Source organism: Cycloclasticus sp. PY97N (assembly GCF_002443175.1).
GTDB lineage: Bacteria > Pseudomonadota > Gammaproteobacteria > Methylococcales > Cycloclasticaceae > Cycloclasticus > Cycloclasticus pugetii.
The window spans coordinates 817,424-832,465 of record NZ_CP023664.1 but is presented as its reverse complement, the minus strand read 5'-3'; the positions used below and the strand labels follow the sequence as shown (position 1 = coordinate 832,465).

The window sequence follows — 15,042 nt, the reverse complement described above, 5'->3', positions numbered from 1 at the left end:
CTTATACCTCCTGCTCGTATCCAGCCGGCACCGCAAGATGCCAGTCAGTCAGTTGTTGATATTGGTGCGCTACATTTAACAAGCGAGACTCTTCAAAATAATTTCCTATCAACTGCATACCTACCGGCTTGTTCTCCACAAAACCACACGGCACTGACATTCCAGGCAAGCCTGCTAAATTAACACCAATGGTAAAAATATCTGAAAGATACATTGAAACAGGGTCTCCCTTCTTCTCATCTGATTTAAAGGCAACAGAAGGTGCTGTTGCACTAGCGATCACATCTACTTCTTTAAACGCTTCTACGAAATCTTGTTGAATCAAACGACGAACTTGTTGAGCTTTTTTATAATACGCATCGTAATACCCCGCAGACAAAACATAAGCGCCAATCATAACTCTTCGTTTTACCTCGTCACCAAACCCCTCTCCACGCGAACGCTTATAAAGATCCTCTAAGTCTTTTGGCGATTCGCAGCGATACCCAAATCGAACACCATCAAAACGAGACAAATTAGCAGAACATTCAGCGGGGGCAACCACATAATAAGCAGGCACTGATAGGTTAATATTCGGTAGGCTAATTTCTTTCACAAGTGCCCCTGCAGACCGAATGGTATCAACCGCTTCTTCTACTTTTTCTCGAATATCACTATCAAGATCATCGGTAAAAAACTCTTTGGGCAAGCCAACGGTCAAGCCTTTGATCGAGTCACCCAAGCCGCTTAACAAATCATCAACGGGTCTATCAACACTGGTTGAATCCCTCTCATCAAAACCAGACATCGCTTGTAGCATGATCGCTGCATCTTCAGCACTTTTCGCCATCGCACCACCTTGGTCCAAACTAGAGGCGAACGCAATCATGCCGTAACGTGACACACGGCCATAGGTTGGTTTAATGCCCGTCACCCCACAAAAAGCTGCTGGCTGACGGATCGATCCCCCTGTATCTGTACCACTAGCCAACGGCGCCAAACGTGCCGCTACCGCCGCTGCTGATCCACCCGATGAGCCACCTGGAACCGTTTCCAAATCCCAAGGGTTTTTTACTCCACTATAAAAACTGGTCTCATTTGACGAGCCCATCGCAAACTCATCCATATTGGTTTTACCCAACATCACCGCACCAGCTTGTTCTAATTTACTAACCGCTGTTGCCGAATAAGGGGCAATAAAATTATCCAGCATCTTTGAGCCACAGCTTGTTCGTAAGCCTTGTGTACAAAAGATATCTTTATGTAACAAAGGAATCCCCGTTAACAAGCCGGCATCCCCTGATGCAATTAGTTGATCCGCCTGTTGAGCTGCAAGTAATGCGCCGTCTTCATTTAATGTAATGACGCTATTTAACGCCCCATCGTATCGATTGATACGCTCCAAAAAGTATTGACTAAGCTCAACACTGGATATTTGTTTGTTGTGAAGGTCGCTGGACAGTTCTTTTAATGATTTGTTATACATTGATTACCAATACTGTTTAAAAGGTATATATGCTTATCGCTATAAGCCTTTGTTTAAATAAATATGACACCGCCTCGTTAAAGGACGACTAATCGATCACTCGCGGCACTAAAAACAAACCGTCTTCAATAGATGGTGCATTGTCCTGCAAAATATCACGTTGATTGCTTTCTGATACCACATCCGCCCGTAAACGTTGAAACTGATCAAGTGGGTGGGCCATAGGTTCAATATCAGTTGTATCAACTTGATTCATTTGCTCAACTAACAGCATTATATTCGACAAGTCTGACGCATATGACTCAAGCTGCTCGTGCTGAATACCGAGCCTCGCCAAGTGTGCGATTTTCAGTACATCTTCTGACTGAATTGGCATAAAATAACCCCCTTGTTTTATTCATACTTTAAAACAGTGCAAATTAACACAATTCGCGCCTTGCCCAAAGAGGTAAAGGGTTGTTAAAGTACAAAATTCTCACCACCTACATTTATAAAATTCATGTTTAAAAAAATACGCGGCATGTTTTCCAACGATTTATCCATCGATTTGGGCACAGCGAACACACTAATCTATGCACTTGGCAAAGGCATTGTGCTAGATGAACCCTCTGTTGTTGCCATTCGAGAAGATAAAGTGCGTGGCGAAAAAAGCTTTGCCGCTGTCGGCAGCGAAGCAAAAGCAATGCTGGGTAGAACACCCGGAAATATCACCGCGATTCGCCCAATGAAGGACGGTGTTATTGCCGACTTTACTATCACTGAAAAAATGCTTCAGTACTTTATCCATAAAGTACATGAAGGTAAATTTCTACGCCCTAGTCCTCGTGTGCTTATTTGCGTACCGTGTGGCTCTACTCAAGTTGAACGAAGAGCCATTCGAGAATCGGCATCAGGTGCTGGTGCACGTGAAGTATATTTAATTGAGGAGCCAATGTCAGCGGCAGTTGGTGCAGGCTTACCGATAGATGAGGCACGCGGCTCCATGGTGTTAGATATTGGTGGCGGCACATCAGAAATCGCCGTTTTATCACTCAATGGTATCGTCTACTCGGAGTCAATTCGCGTTGGTGGTGACCGTTTTGACGAAGCGATTATCAATTACGTTCGACGCAATTACGGCACTATCGTCGGTGAATCGACCGCCGAAAGAATTAAACACACGATTGGCTCAGCTTACCCAGCAAATGAAGTTAAGGAAATGACCGTTACTGGTCGAAACCTAGCAGAGGGCATTCCCCGAAGCTTTACACTTAACAGCAATGAAATTTTAGAGTCATTACAAGAACCTGTTACCGCCATTGTTAGTGCTGTGAAACAAGCTCTCGAGCAAACTCCCCCAGAGCTAAGCGCTGACGTTGCTGAAAATGGCATTGTGCTAACCGGTGGCGGTGCATTACTGTATGGTTTAGATGAGCTTATCCATGAAGAAACAGGCGTACCTGTTCGCACAGCTGACGACCCTCTAACTTGCGTTGCGCGAGGTGGGGGCAAAGTACTAGAGTTGATCAATGAAAAAGGGCCTAATACGTTTGCATTAGAGTAAGAATAAGAGGTTATTCGCCATAAAACCAATTTTCTCAAAAGGTCCTGCTACCAGCACACGCTATATTGCCGCCGCCGTTATTTCTATTTTGCTTTTGCTACTTGCACAGCAAACGAACCAACTCACGCGCCTTAAAGACAGCCTTTCTTTTATCGTTCACCCTGTTCTCATCGTTGTGGACCTGCCTAGCCAGCTCTATGCCTGGCTGACTGAAAGCACAACAGAGTTATCTGAATTAGCTGACGAAAATCAACGCCTAAAAGATGAGTTATTATTTCTTAAAGTCAAACTGCAAAAATTTGAGGCGCTTGAAACAGAAAATACCCGGTTGCATAGCTTATTGGAGTCTTCATTCAAAATTGGAGAACAATTTATTTCAGCGTCTCTTATTAAAGTAAACCAACACCCAAACACAACCAATATTGTGATTGATAAAGGCAGTCGTTTCGACCTTTATAAAGGACAAGCCGCCCTCAACGAAGACGGTGTACTCGGTCAGATTACCAACGTTCACCCGCTCACTTCGTCTATCATCCTGATTACTGACCCCAATCATGCTATACCTGTTGAAATAAACCGAACAGGCTTAAGAACCATTGCCTCTGGTAGCGGACTAAAAAATACATTAACGCTACCATACCTACCCCATAATGCTGACATCAAGATAGGCGATTTATTAACGACATCTGGACTGGGCGGTGTTTTCCCATCTGGTTACCCTGTTGCCACCGTCACCAAACTGGCCCCGCTGCCAGGAGAAGCTTTCATGCATGCCGAGGCTAAAACTGTCGCCAAAATAGACAGCACTCGTGACATTTTATTGGTATGGAGCCAACAACAGCCCATTCCTATTTTATCAGGCGTCCCTGAAGAACCAGAAGTACCCACAGACAATGCACGCTAAATCCTCTGGTGGTGCCATCATTGGCTTAACTTTATTTTTTTCCATGGCCCTTAGCATTGCACCTTGGCCTGACCATTTGGCTATATTAATGCCCAGCTGGACGTTGCTAACATTAATCTACTGGAGCATCGCTTTACCGCACAAAGTTAGTATCTTGACTGGTTTTTCAACCGGCCTACTGTTCGATGTTTTAACAGGCAGTTTGCTCGGACAAAATGCGCTAATATTCAGTACCGCTTCTTTTTTTAGCCACTCTCTTTATTCACGCCTAAGAAATTATCCTGTGTGGCAACAATCTACGCTTATTTTAATGTTCTTAGCGTGCATAAAACTACTCTCTTTATGGCTTAATCACTTTATTGTTCACATTGAGTATACTTACCAACATGGGCTTCAAGTTCTTTTTAGCGCGCTGGTATGGCCTGCTATATTTGCTGTCTTACGCCTCATCAGAAGACACTTTAAAGTACAGTAACCTCACATGAACACTCGCTTCGACCTCAAGAGCTCACTCCAGGAAAATCGCCTTTTCCTATTGCGAGCCACCACATTGATCGTTTTTGTTCTTATTTTATTTTTTGCGCTGATTGCCCGTCTTACCTATTTACAAATCGCAACACATGAGAAGTATGTAGACCTCGCTCAAAATAACCGCGTAAAACTATCAGTTATTAGTCCTGTTCGTGGTTTAATTTTCGATACAAAAGGTCGCGTTCTTGCTGAAAATAACCCTACTTATAGTCTTGAATTAGTACCGGAACAAACGCCAGACTTTGCGAACACCCTCGAACGCTTGAGTGCCTTATTACCCATTTCTAAAGATGAACTCGCGTTATTTGAAAAACGTAGAAAACAGCAAAAACGCTTCGCTAGCGTCTCCATTAGAAATCGATTAAACGATCAGGAAGTGGCTATTTTTTCTGCCAACCGTCACTTATTTCCCGGTGTTGACATACAGGCACGTCCATTAAGACACTACCCTTTCCCTGAGCTAACCGCACATGTAGTGGGTTATGTCGGCGCCATTAATGAACAAGAGCTGAAAACTATTGAGCCAGCCAACTACCGAGGGACTCGATTTATTGGAAAAACCGGCATTGAAAGAACTTACGAAACTGAATTACATGGCTATGTTGGATACCAACAAACCGAAAACACAGCACAAGGCAGATCATTAAAAGTCCTTAGCTACACACCACCATTATCAGGTAGCGATCTAACTTTGAATCTAGATATTGAGCTACAAAAAATCGCTCACGACGCACTCGGTGATTACACCGGAAGTGTTGCCGCAATAGATACTCGTACTGGCGCAGTTCGCGCCTTGGTGAGCAAACCAGGCTTCAATGCTAATTTGTTTGCTAAAGGTATCGATCAAGCCTCATACAGCCAATTACAAAACTCTTCAAAACGCCCTTTATTTAACCGCTTTCTTCGAGGGCAATATCCCCCAGGGTCTACCTTAAAGCCATTTTTAGCGCTCGCCGGCCTCGATTACAAAACCGTTCACCCACATCAAAGAATCTTCTGCCCAGGCTTCTATCAACTACCCAAACAAACACATAAATACCGTGATTGGAAAAAAACTGGGCATGGTATGACCACGCTTCATGACTCAATCGTTCAGTCGTGCGATGTTTATTACTATATATTGGCCCATGAGTTAAAAATTGATCGGATGCATGACTTTCTGCAAAAATTTGGTTTTGGGCAAAAAACAGGCATTGACATTCTGGGCGAAAGATCGGGCTTATTGCCCTCAAGAGAGTGGAAGAAACGCACACGAAATCAGGTCTGGTACCCTGGCGAAACATTGATTGCTGGCATAGGGCAAGGTTTCAATTTAACTACACCCCTTCAGTTAGCCCATGCAACGGCTCTTATTGCTAACAAAGGCTCCACACATATTCCATCACTCGTTGCTAAAATTAATGATAAGCCTCAGCAAACATCAAGCACCCCGCCAATTACATTAAATAACCCTCAGCATTGGAATACCATTATTGATGCCATGTATGATGTCGTTAACGGTGCGCGTGGCACTGCTCGAAAAATTAGGGAAGGTGCGCCCTACAAAATAGCTGGCAAAACGGGAACTGCTCAAGTGTTTACCATCAAACAAGATGAAAAATATGATGAGGAAAATGTGCAAGAACACCTCAAAGACCATGCCCTTTTTATCGCTTTTGCACCCGCACGTGAGCCTCAATTAGCCGTAGCTATCGTGGTAGAAAACGGTGGTCATGGTGGCTCCGTTGCTGCACCTATTGCCCGTTCTATTTTCGATCAATATATACAAGTTACCCCATGAATTGGTCTTTCCAAAAATCCCCACAAATGAGCCTCTATCATCATCGCAAAGAGAGCCTCTTTCAGCGATTGCATATTGACCTCACCTTGCTCATTCTACTGGCCCTCTTATCGTCTATTGGCATTCTTATTTTGATGAGCGCCGAACACCAAAATATTGGATTATTAAACAGGCAAGCCACTCGATTAGCTGTTGCCTTTTTTGCCATGTTTATCATTGCTCAAGTGCCACCTCATGCGTTAAAAATGTTTGCTCCTTGGTTATTTTTTCTCGGCACGCTCTTATTACTGGGCGTGTTATTTGTTGGTGATATGGGGAAAGGCGCTCAACGTTGGCTAGACCTAGGCTTCTTTCGCTTTCAACCCTCTGAATTACTGAAACTGGCAACCCCCATGATGGTGGCTTGGTACCTAGCAGAACGGCGACTACCTCCCAGTCACAAACATGTCGGTCTCGCCACTGTTTTTATAGCTATCCCTACCGTCTTAATTGCCAAACAACCTGACCTCGGTACCGCTATCTTAATAGCCAGCTCGGGATTAACCGTGCTGTTTCTTGCCGGCATTTCATGGAAGATCATCATCGGCGTCATAGCAACTGGCGCAGGACTCGCCCCTGTTCTATGGAGTTTTATGAAAGACTATCAAAAACAACGGGTTCTTACCTTTTTGAGCCCAGAAGAAGACCCATTAGGGGCTGGTTACCACATTATTCAATCAAAAATCGCCATTGGCTCAGGTGGTATCAATGGCAAAGGCTGGATGCATGGCTCGCAAGCACGCCTAGAGTTTTTACCCGAAAGTTCTACCGATTTTATTTTTGCCGTCTTCTCTGAAGAATTTGGCTTGATGGGTTGTGTCGGCTTATTAACCATTTATTTGATTATTTTCATCCGCTCCATTTACATTGCGATTCAGGCACAAGACACCTTTTCACGACTGCTTGCAGGTAGCTTATCGCTAACATTTTTTATCTATTTATTTGTAAACGTCGGGATGGTCACGGGTATTTTGCCAGTCGTTGGTGTACCCTTACCTCTAGTGAGTTATGGCGGTACATCAATGGTGACATTATTACTTGGATTTGGCATATTAATGTCGATACATACTCATCGAAAATTACTTTCTTCTTAAGGACAAACGATGCGCAACATAAAACTTTTTTCTTTTCGATTAGCATTAACCCTTCTATTAACGCTAGTCTCTATTAGTGCTTGCGCCTCAACATCGTCGTCGCCTAGCAACCCTAGCCTTTATCACGACTTTATTGAAAAAATGGTCGTAGAGCACCAATTTAATCGTGACGAATTAACAACCTTATTAAATAAATCGGTTGTTAAAGAAAGCATCTTAAAAGCCATGTCATCACCGGCGGAGAAACGCCTAGAGTGGCACAGTTACCGTAATATTTTTCTTAAACCTAATCGCATTAATGGCGGTATAAAATTCTGGAAAGAAAACAAAGACCTATTGGATGCCGCCACCGAAAAATATGGCGTACCAGCAGAAATCATTGTCGCCATTATTGGTGTTGAAACACGTTATGGTGGCAACACAGGGTCTTATAAAGTCCTCGATGCCCTAACAACCCTTGGTTTTCATTTTCCAAAACGCGCTAAGTTCTTTCAACGTGAGTTAGAGCATTTCTTATTACTGTGTCGTGAAGAAGGCTTTGACCCTTATGAACCCAAAGGGTCTTATGCTGGAGCCATGGGGAAGTCTCAATTTATTTCAAGCAGCTACCGTGCTTACGCTGTTGATGGTGATGGCGATAACAAGCGGGACTTGTGGAATAGCCAGGCTGATATCATTAACAGCGTGGCCAATTACTTTTCAAGACATGGTTGGAAAAACACAGACCTAGTCACACAACAAACTAACGTTACAGGTGATGCTTATAAAACCTTACTCAATCGTTCACTCAAACCAAAGAACACCTTAAAACAACTGGCTGAACATCAGGTGCAAACACCACCTAATCTTGCAGATGACACTATCGTCAGATTATTGGAACTTAAACAAAAAGACCAATCGGAATTTTGGCTAACATTTCATAATTTTTATGTCATCACCCGCTACAACCATAGTCACTTATACGCAATGGCCGTTTATCAACTTGGTCAAGAAATTAAAAAGGGCTTTATAAATAACGCATGATCCGCCTCCACTTTTTTTTATTATGCTGCTTGTCTGCTTACTTTTTAATAGGCTGCACAAGCCAACAACCTTTCGTTACCGATAGCGCCCCATCCGTTCACCCAGCCGGTATTGAACTAACCCCAGATGCGATCCCTAAAATAGAAGCTAAGAGCCGTGGAGGCAACCCCAGCTCCTATGAAGTTTTTGGCAAAAAGTATTACGTACAAGCGTCCAGTAAAAACTTTGTTCAACGCGGCCTCGCCTCTTGGTACGGCACTAAATTTCATGGCAATAAAACTTCGAACGGTGAAACCTACGATATGTATGCAATGACTGCCGCGCATAAAACCCTGCCTATCCCAACCTATGTCGAAGTCACTAATCTTTCTAATGGCAAAAAAATCATTGTTCGCGTTAATGACCGTGGCCCTTTTCATGATGAACGAATTATAGATTTATCGTATGCCGCTGCCGCTAAACTCGGCACCCTTAAAAACGGCACATCAATGGTAGAAATCAAAGCCCTCGACCCTCACACCTATCTTTCAACCTCTTTAGATGAGCCACCTGCCGCACCAAAAAGCGACCTCACCTTAAGGTATACTGTTCAGCCACCCCAACCCTCTACTGAACAAAAGGGTTTGTTATTTATTCAAGCGGGGGCCTTTAGCTCTGAAGAAAATGCCAATAAACTCAAGTATGAATTGACCAATTTACTAAAAACCCCAGTCACCATAGAGTCTGGTGGTAGCACGTCAAAACCCTTGTATTTTGTGCGTGTCGGCCCTTATATACGAATGAAAAGTGCCGACTCAACAAGATCAAAACTTTACGAGTTAGGCTATAAGAGCACTTTTTATACCTCTAAATAAGCCAGCTAAAACAGCCTTCCTCCTAGCCCTTAATGATACGTTTTGCATGATATAATCCGAGCTTATCGTTACCCTAATACCTAACATTGCATTAATATGAAAAGAATTATCCTGCTGCTGAGCTTTTTTCTCTCTTCTCAAGCCATCGCGTTACCTATTCCTTCCGCCCCAAATTTAAAAGCGAGAAGCTACCACCTGACCGACTTTCACAGTGGAACAGTTTTAGCCTCTAAAGACCCTGATTTAAAACTAGCCCCCGCCAGCATGACAAAAATCATGACTGCGTTAATTGTCTTTCGTGAACTAAACCATGGAAATTTGAATTTAGACGATCAAGTTCGTATTAGTGAAAAAGCATGGCGAACTCCTGGTTCTAGAATGTTTGTGGAAGTTAATAAATTCGTTACGGTCGATGATTTAATTCACGGAATGCTTGTGCAATCAGGTAACGATGCCACTGTTGCATTAGCCGAACATATCGCAGGGGATGAATCAACTTTTGCACAATTAATGAACCAAGTTGCTAAAGACCTTGGCATGAAAAATAGCCACTTTACTAATAGTTCTGGTCTGCCCGACGAACAGCATTACACTACCGCTAGAGACCTCTCAGTTCTAACTCGCGCCTTAATCATTGAGTCTCCCGAGTTATATAAAATAAATGCGATCAAATCATTTTCTTTTAACGGTATTACTCAACAAAATAGAAACAAGCTGTTATGGCGTGATAGCACAGTAGACGGCGTTAAAACAGGGCATACAGAGGACGCTGGTTATTGTTTAGTTTCATCTGCTGTTCGCGACAATATGCGTTTAATTTCTGTCGTTATGGGCACAGACAGCGTAGCTGCACGAAATGATATCAATCAGGCCTTGCTGAATTATGGTTACCGTTTTTATAAAACTCACTTGCTGTATAAAGCACAACAATCACTAACCACCACCCGCGTCTGGAAAGGCGCGATTAAATCTTTACCAGTAGGCTTGGCGAAAGACCTTTACCTGACTATTCCTCGCAATGAATATAAATCATTAGATGCGAGCCTAGCGTTAAACCCCCAGCTGATTGCACCCATAAAAAAAGGCCAACTTGTTGGCAACGCGGTTATTCAACTTAAAGGTGACATTATTGCCAAACGCCCACTCATTGCTTTACAAGATATTCCGGAAGGGTCATTTATGGACATCCTAAAAGATGAAGCATTGTTATTGCTTGAGTAGGAGAATTGATGGTGTCGCACAAAACTGATGTTTTCCTTAATGGCCAATTTCTGCCACTAGCTGAGGCTAACGTTTCTGTATTAGACCGTGGTTTTTTATTTGCCGATGGTGTGTATGAAGTTATTCCTGCATACGGCGGCAAGCTTTTTCGCCTTCAACAGCACTTAGACCGCCTCAATAGTAGCTTAGCCGCTATTCGCATGAAACCGGTCATGAGTGATCAACAATGGACAAAAACACTCTCCCAACTGGTTTCACCGCATACGCAATCTGACCAATCGGTCTATGTTCAAGTAACACGTGGTGCTGGCACAAACCGTGATCACCAATTGCCAACTGAGTACTCCGCAACAACTTTTGCAATGTGCCAAACAATAGACCCCAAGAGTCTCGATTCTATTGCTAACGGCATTAACGCTATCACTTTAGATGATATTCGCTGGGATTGGTGCCATATAAAATCCGTCGCCTTACTTGGCAATATATTATTGAAGCAACAAGCCAGTGATCAAGGTTGTACTGAGGCTATTTTATTACGTGATGGTTTTGCAACCGAAGGGTCTGCTAGTAACTTGTTTATCGTTAAAGACCAGCAACTTATTACGCCACCCAAAAGCCATCATTTATTGCCCGGCATTACACGTGATCTTGTTTTAGAGCTTGCTATCAAAGAAGGCATTTCATGCATTGAGCAAGAAATATCAGAACAACAACTGTTTGATGCTGATGAAATTTGGTTAACCAGCTCTACCAAAGAAATTATGCCTGTAGTTAAATTAAACCGCCAAGCGGTCGGCAACGGACAACCGGGGAATTTATGGCAACAAGTCTCAACCAGCTATAGTCAATTTAAGAACCAATTGAGAAACCAGTAAAATGACTGATAACCCAGACGATCAACATAATGCATTAATGGACTACCCTTGTGAGTTCACCATCAAAACAATGGGGCTATCAAACATTGAGTTTGACGTAATCGTTGTCGAGATTGTGCGTCGCCACGCGCCTGATCTGAGTGAAAATGCGGTATCGTCGAAATTCAGTAAATCTAAAAAATACGTGTCTGTTAGCATCACCCTTACTGCTCAAAATAAACAGCAAATGGATGCCATTTATCAGGACTTAACGGACTGCGAACACGTTTTAATGTCTCTGTGAGCATTGACACAACACCCCCAGATTTACCATTAGTTATTCGTCAGCTTAACCAGCAGGACTACCTAGCAACCTGGGAAGCGATGAAAGCCTTTTGCATTGATCGTACCGGCGAAACACATGATGAAATTTGGTTTGTTGAACACCCCTCTGTTTTCACCCAAGGGGTGAGCGGTAAACCCGAACACGTCTTGAGTGCCAGTGATATTCCTATTATTCAAACAGACCGTGGCGGTCAAGTCACCTATCACGGACCTGGGCAATTGGTCATGTACGTTTTATTGGATTTACGCCGCCTAGGAATAGGTGTTCGTGCACTGGTTGATGTGCTCGAAAATATTACTATCTCAGGGTTAAAGAAATACGGATTAAAGGCTGCTGCACAAATAGATGCGCCGGGCGTCTATCTTAATGATAAAAAAATTGCTTCCTTAGGTTTACGGGTAAAAAAAGGCTGTAGTTATCATGGACTCAGCATAAATGTTGATATGGACCTAACACCCTTTAGCTTTATTAACCCCTGTGGTTATAAAGGTCTCGAAGTTACCCAATTATCCAAACATGGCGTAAAATGCACTACTGCAGACTTTTCAGCCGTTTTATTGCATGAATTAAAAGAACAACTCAATTATTCCCAATTAATACTCGGCCCCAATACACTACACGTTTAACACTATGTCACACGATACTGATACTTTAAAAGCACCCTCTCGCGCTACACCCGAAACACATCAACGCAGTGAAGCAAAGTTGGCTCGCATTCCGATTAAAGTTGAGAAAAAAGCTGACATTTTACGCAAACCCAAATGGATACGTGCAAAAGTACCCAGCGGAAACCGCGTTAACGCCATAAAAAAGGCTCTTCGTGAACACGGTTTATATTCCGTTTGTGAAGAAGCGGCTTGCCCAAACCTTGGCGAATGTTTTAATAATGGCACCGCCACCTTTATGATTATGGGTGATATCTGTACACGGCGCTGCCCATTTTGTGACGTTGCTCATGGTCGGCCAAACCCGCTAGATAAAGATGAACCACAAAAACTCGCCGACACCATTAAAGATATGAAGCTCCGTTATGTGGTCATTACATCGGTAGACCGTGATGATTTACGTGATGGTGGCGCTGACCATTTTGCCCAATGTATTAGTGCCGTGCGTGAAAAAAACCCTACTATACAAGTTGAAGTGCTAGTCCCTGACTTTAGGGGCCGTATGGATATCGCGGTCAACATATTAGCGCAAACACCACCAGATGTTTTTAATCATAACCTAGAGACCGTTCCACGTTTATATAAAAAAGCGCGCCCCGGCTCAGACTATCAGTGGTCGCTTGATTTATTAAAGCGTTACAAAGACGCCCACCCTGATATTCCAACTAAATCGGGACTTATGCTTGGTTTAGGGGAATCCAACGAAGAAACCTTAGCGGTAATGCGAGATTTACGCGCGCATGGATGTAACATGCTGACCTTAGGCCAATACTTACAACCTAGCCAAGGGCATTTAGCTGTGGAACGTTATGTCACCCCAGAAGAGTTTGATGAATTAGCCAAACTGGGCAAAGAGATGGGCTTTTCACACGTCGCCAGTGGACCGATGGTTCGCTCTTCTTACCATGCCGATCAACAAGCCTCCGGGGTCATCGACTAGCCTAACGTTTGAGTGGCGTTAACGCGGTTTAAGCTTTAACGCCAACTCAGCAAGCCTTTCCGGTGTTCCTACATCAACCCACTCCCCCCGATGAAGCTCGCTGCTCACTCGCCCCTGCGCTATAAACTGACGAATAATCGGTGCTAAAGGAAAAACACCCTCTGTTTGCTGTTCAAAAACAGCGCGGCTAAACACGCCGATTCCACTGTAGGTATAACGTTGACTGTCTTGATTTTTTTGCTCGCCATCCAGCAAGCAAAAATCACCGTGTTGATTATGATCAGGATTATTAACAAGCACCAGATGAATATCTTTCACTGTCTTGTTTCTTAAACGCTGGAATGGAAAATCAGTCCATACATCCGCATTGACCAATAAAAACGGTTCATCACCTAATAAAGGCAAGGCCCTAAAAATTCCACCGCCTGTTTCTAAGGCGTTATCGCCTTCATCTGAATATTCAATGTGAACGCCCCACTGCTCCCCTTTTCCTAAGGCCGTTTTTATTTGATCGCCCAAATAGGCCACATTAATAACAAAGTCATTAAACCCTTGCGATTTTAACGCCAATAGGTGATGCACAATTAACGGCTGCCCCGAAACTTCAAGCAGCGGTTTCGGGCAATTGTCGGTTAAGCGGCCCATTCTTTCGCCTCGACCTGCCGCTAAAATCATGACCTTCATGCTTCTTCACGCTCTTGTTGAAGCGTTGTAAATCTCTTCATTAATTGGTACTTATTAATCAAATCTGCTAATGGCTTTAATGTTTCATAGCGTGAACACACACGGGTTATATACGCCAGTGTGCGCGGTATATCCTTTAAGTAGCCTTTTTTACCATCCCTTAATAGCAAACGAGAAAAGATACCTACTGCTTTCATATGTCGTTGAACACCCATCCAATCAAACCATTGGTAAAAACGAAGCGAGTCAAAATCATCGCTACAACCACGTTGCTTACGTTGTTGTAGAAACGCATCCAGCCAGGCATAAATTTTTTCATCTGGCCAATTTATATAACAATCCCTGTATAAAGAGACTAAGTCGTAGCTTATTGGCCCGACAACAGCATCTTGAAAATCAATCACCCCTGGGTTGTTCTTCTGTGTCACCATCAAGTTTCTTGAATGGTAATCTCTGTGTACAAAAACCTGTGGCTGCTCGAGAGCAGAGCCTGTTAAGGCGTTTTTAACAGTCACTAGTGTTTTCTTATCTTCAGATGATAACTCTACACTTAATAGATGACTGATAAACCACTCATCAAACAAGCCCATTTCTTTGTGAAGCAACTGAGAGTCATAATGCGGAATTGACAGTTCTTTCAGCGCTATAGCATGCATCTTATGTAGCACAGTCGAAGCATCTTGGTAGAGCTCATTAACAGACAATTCGTTCAATTTATCCAAATAGCTGTCTGTTCCTAAATCACTGAGCATGAGAAACCCTTCTTCAAGCGATTTGTAAAAAATTTCCGGCGCATAAATGCCGTTTTCGCGTAATACCTCAGCTATCATAATAAAAGAGGTACAGTCTTCTTGAGCAGGGGGCGCATCCATCACAACAAAAGATTTTGCCTGACATTTAACTCGAAAATAACGTCGAAAACTTGCATCACTTGAAGCAGGCTCACAACTAAAATCATCGGTTAAGAGAACCCCCGACAACCATTTAATTAAACGCTGCTTACGCTCATCTCTTACCATAAAAAATACTCTATCAGACCTAATTAACGCAGACCGAAAGTTGCGTGTTAATATATCGAAAAAATTACATGCTATCGTTG

General features: G+C 43.1%; 16 protein-coding genes. 12 read left to right on the top strand and 4 right to left on the bottom strand.

Annotation, left to right across the window (positions count from 1 at the left end; genetic code table 11):
* Window position 1: 1 nt before the first annotated feature.
* Window positions 2-1,465, bottom strand: coding sequence for an Asp-tRNA(Asn)/Glu-tRNA(Gln) amidotransferase subunit GatA (gatA, locus tag CPC19_RS04115; RefSeq protein WP_016390621.1), 1,464 nt, complete (start codon window positions 1,463-1,465; stop codon window positions 2-4).
* A gap of 88 nt (window positions 1,466-1,553) precedes the next feature.
* The gene (gatC, locus tag CPC19_RS04110) at window positions 1,554-1,841 is read right to left on the bottom strand and encodes an Asp-tRNA(Asn)/Glu-tRNA(Gln) amidotransferase subunit GatC (RefSeq protein ID WP_015006546.1); all 288 of its coding nucleotides are present in this window, start codon (window positions 1,839-1,841) and stop codon (window positions 1,554-1,556) included.
* A gap of 123 nt (window positions 1,842-1,964) precedes the next feature.
* On the opposite strand from gatC, the gene CPC19_RS04105 reads away from it, so the two are divergent.
* The 12 genes from CPC19_RS04105 (at window position 1,965) to lipA (ending at window position 13,259) form a co-directional block, all read left to right on the top strand.
* The gene (locus CPC19_RS04105) at window positions 1,965-3,008 is read left to right on the top strand and encodes a rod shape-determining protein (protein ID WP_015006547.1); all 1,044 of its coding nucleotides are present in this window, start codon (window positions 1,965-1,967) and stop codon (window positions 3,006-3,008) included.
* A gap of 88 nt (window positions 3,009-3,096) precedes the next feature.
* The gene (gene mreC / locus CPC19_RS04100) at window positions 3,097-3,912 is read left to right on the top strand and encodes a rod shape-determining protein MreC (protein WP_016390620.1); all 816 of its coding nucleotides are present in this window, start codon (window positions 3,097-3,099) and stop codon (window positions 3,910-3,912) included.
* Window positions 3,902-4,387, top strand: a complete 486-nt coding sequence (gene mreD, locus CPC19_RS04095) for a rod shape-determining protein MreD (RefSeq protein WP_016390619.1) — start codon at window positions 3,902-3,904, stop codon at window positions 4,385-4,387. Before mreC ends, mreD begins: the two co-directional genes overlap by 11 nt.
* A gap of 6 nt (window positions 4,388-4,393) precedes the next feature.
* Window positions 4,394-6,223 carry a penicillin-binding protein 2 gene (gene mrdA / locus CPC19_RS04090; RefSeq protein ID WP_035850879.1) on the top strand — a complete coding sequence of 610 codons (1,830 nt, stop codon included), beginning with the start codon at window positions 4,394-4,396 and terminating at the stop codon, window positions 6,221-6,223.
* Window positions 6,220-7,356: a rod shape-determining protein RodA gene (rodA, locus tag CPC19_RS04085; protein WP_108912135.1), complete on the top strand. Its 1,137-nt coding sequence runs from the start codon at window positions 6,220-6,222 to the stop codon at window positions 7,354-7,356. The genes mrdA and rodA overlap by 4 nt, the downstream gene beginning before the upstream one ends.
* Window positions 7,357-7,365: 9 nt before the next feature.
* Entirely contained in the window at window positions 7,366-8,379 is a 1,014-nt protein-coding gene (mltB, locus tag CPC19_RS04080) for a lytic murein transglycosylase B (protein WP_016390616.1), read from the top strand.
* Window positions 8,376-9,233 (top strand): septal ring lytic transglycosylase RlpA family protein, encoded by an 858-nt coding sequence (locus CPC19_RS04075; protein WP_015006553.1) that lies wholly within the window; start codon window positions 8,376-8,378, stop codon window positions 9,231-9,233. The genes mltB and CPC19_RS04075 overlap by 4 nt, the downstream gene beginning before the upstream one ends.
* A gap of 96 nt (window positions 9,234-9,329) precedes the next feature.
* Window positions 9,330-10,454 carry a D-alanyl-D-alanine carboxypeptidase family protein gene (locus CPC19_RS04070; protein WP_016390615.1) on the top strand — a complete coding sequence of 375 codons (1,125 nt, stop codon included), beginning with the start codon at window positions 9,330-9,332 and terminating at the stop codon, window positions 10,452-10,454.
* Window positions 10,455-10,462: 8 nt separating this feature from the next.
* Window positions 10,463-11,329, top strand: a complete 867-nt coding sequence (locus CPC19_RS04065) for a D-amino acid aminotransferase (RefSeq protein WP_015006555.1) — start codon at window positions 10,463-10,465, stop codon at window positions 11,327-11,329.
* A 1-nt stretch (window position 11,330) separates the two neighbouring features.
* Window positions 11,331-11,612 carry a YbeD family protein gene (locus CPC19_RS04060; RefSeq protein ID WP_015006556.1) on the top strand — a complete coding sequence of 94 codons (282 nt, stop codon included), beginning with the start codon at window positions 11,331-11,333 and terminating at the stop codon, window positions 11,610-11,612.
* Window positions 11,609-12,280, top strand: coding sequence for a lipoyl(octanoyl) transferase LipB (lipB, locus tag CPC19_RS04055; protein WP_016390614.1), 672 nt, complete (start codon window positions 11,609-11,611; stop codon window positions 12,278-12,280). The genes CPC19_RS04060 and lipB overlap by 4 nt, the downstream gene beginning before the upstream one ends.
* A 4-nt stretch (window positions 12,281-12,284) precedes the next feature.
* The gene (gene lipA, locus CPC19_RS04050) at window positions 12,285-13,259 is read left to right on the top strand and encodes a lipoyl synthase (RefSeq protein WP_015006558.1); all 975 of its coding nucleotides are present in this window, start codon (window positions 12,285-12,287) and stop codon (window positions 13,257-13,259) included.
* 18 nt (window positions 13,260-13,277) lie between these two features.
* Here the strand turns inward: lipA and murU are convergent, their stop codons facing one another.
* On the bottom strand, window positions 13,278-13,943 hold the full coding sequence (gene murU, locus CPC19_RS04045; protein WP_016390613.1) for an N-acetylmuramate alpha-1-phosphate uridylyltransferase MurU: 666 nt from the start codon (window positions 13,941-13,943) through the stop codon (window positions 13,278-13,280).
* Window positions 13,940-14,962: an aminoglycoside phosphotransferase family protein gene (locus CPC19_RS04040; RefSeq protein ID WP_016390612.1), complete on the bottom strand. Its 1,023-nt coding sequence runs from the start codon at window positions 14,960-14,962 to the stop codon at window positions 13,940-13,942. Before CPC19_RS04040 ends, murU begins: the two co-directional genes overlap by 4 nt.
* Window positions 14,963-15,042: the final 80 nt, after the last annotated feature.

Excerpts from the sequence above, each read along its gene's own strand:
- lipA (WP_015006558.1), top strand. The coding sequence starts at position 12,285 with ATGTCACACGATACTGATACTTTAAAAGCACCCTCTCGCGCTACACCC.
- CPC19_RS04040 (WP_016390612.1), bottom strand. The coding sequence starts at position 14,962 with ATGGTAAGAGATGAGCGTAAGCAGCGTTTAATTAAATGGTTGTCGGGG.
- mreD (WP_016390619.1), top strand. The coding sequence starts at position 3,902 with ATGCACGCTAAATCCTCTGGTGGTGCCATCATTGGCTTAACTTTATTT.
- gatC (WP_015006546.1), bottom strand. The coding sequence starts at position 1,841 with ATGCCAATTCAGTCAGAAGATGTACTGAAAATCGCACACTTGGCGAGG.
- CPC19_RS04105 (WP_015006547.1), top strand. The coding sequence starts at position 1,965 with ATGTTTAAAAAAATACGCGGCATGTTTTCCAACGATTTATCCATCGAT.
- mltB (WP_016390616.1), top strand. The coding sequence starts at position 7,366 with ATGCGCAACATAAAACTTTTTTCTTTTCGATTAGCATTAACCCTTCTA.
- CPC19_RS04070 (WP_016390615.1), top strand. The coding sequence starts at position 9,330 with ATGAAAAGAATTATCCTGCTGCTGAGCTTTTTTCTCTCTTCTCAAGCC.
- CPC19_RS04075 (WP_015006553.1), top strand. The coding sequence starts at position 8,376 with ATGATCCGCCTCCACTTTTTTTTATTATGCTGCTTGTCTGCTTACTTT.
- rodA (WP_108912135.1), top strand. The coding sequence starts at position 6,220 with ATGAATTGGTCTTTCCAAAAATCCCCACAAATGAGCCTCTATCATCAT.
- gatA (WP_016390621.1), bottom strand. The coding sequence starts at position 1,465 with ATGTATAACAAATCATTAAAAGAACTGTCCAGCGACCTTCACAACAAA.
- CPC19_RS04060 (WP_015006556.1), top strand. The coding sequence starts at position 11,331 with ATGACTGATAACCCAGACGATCAACATAATGCATTAATGGACTACCCT.
- mrdA (WP_035850879.1), top strand. The coding sequence starts at position 4,394 with ATGAACACTCGCTTCGACCTCAAGAGCTCACTCCAGGAAAATCGCCTT.
- murU (WP_016390613.1), bottom strand. The coding sequence starts at position 13,943 with ATGAAGGTCATGATTTTAGCGGCAGGTCGAGGCGAAAGAATGGGCCGC.
- CPC19_RS04065 (WP_015006555.1), top strand. The coding sequence starts at position 10,463 with ATGGTGTCGCACAAAACTGATGTTTTCCTTAATGGCCAATTTCTGCCA.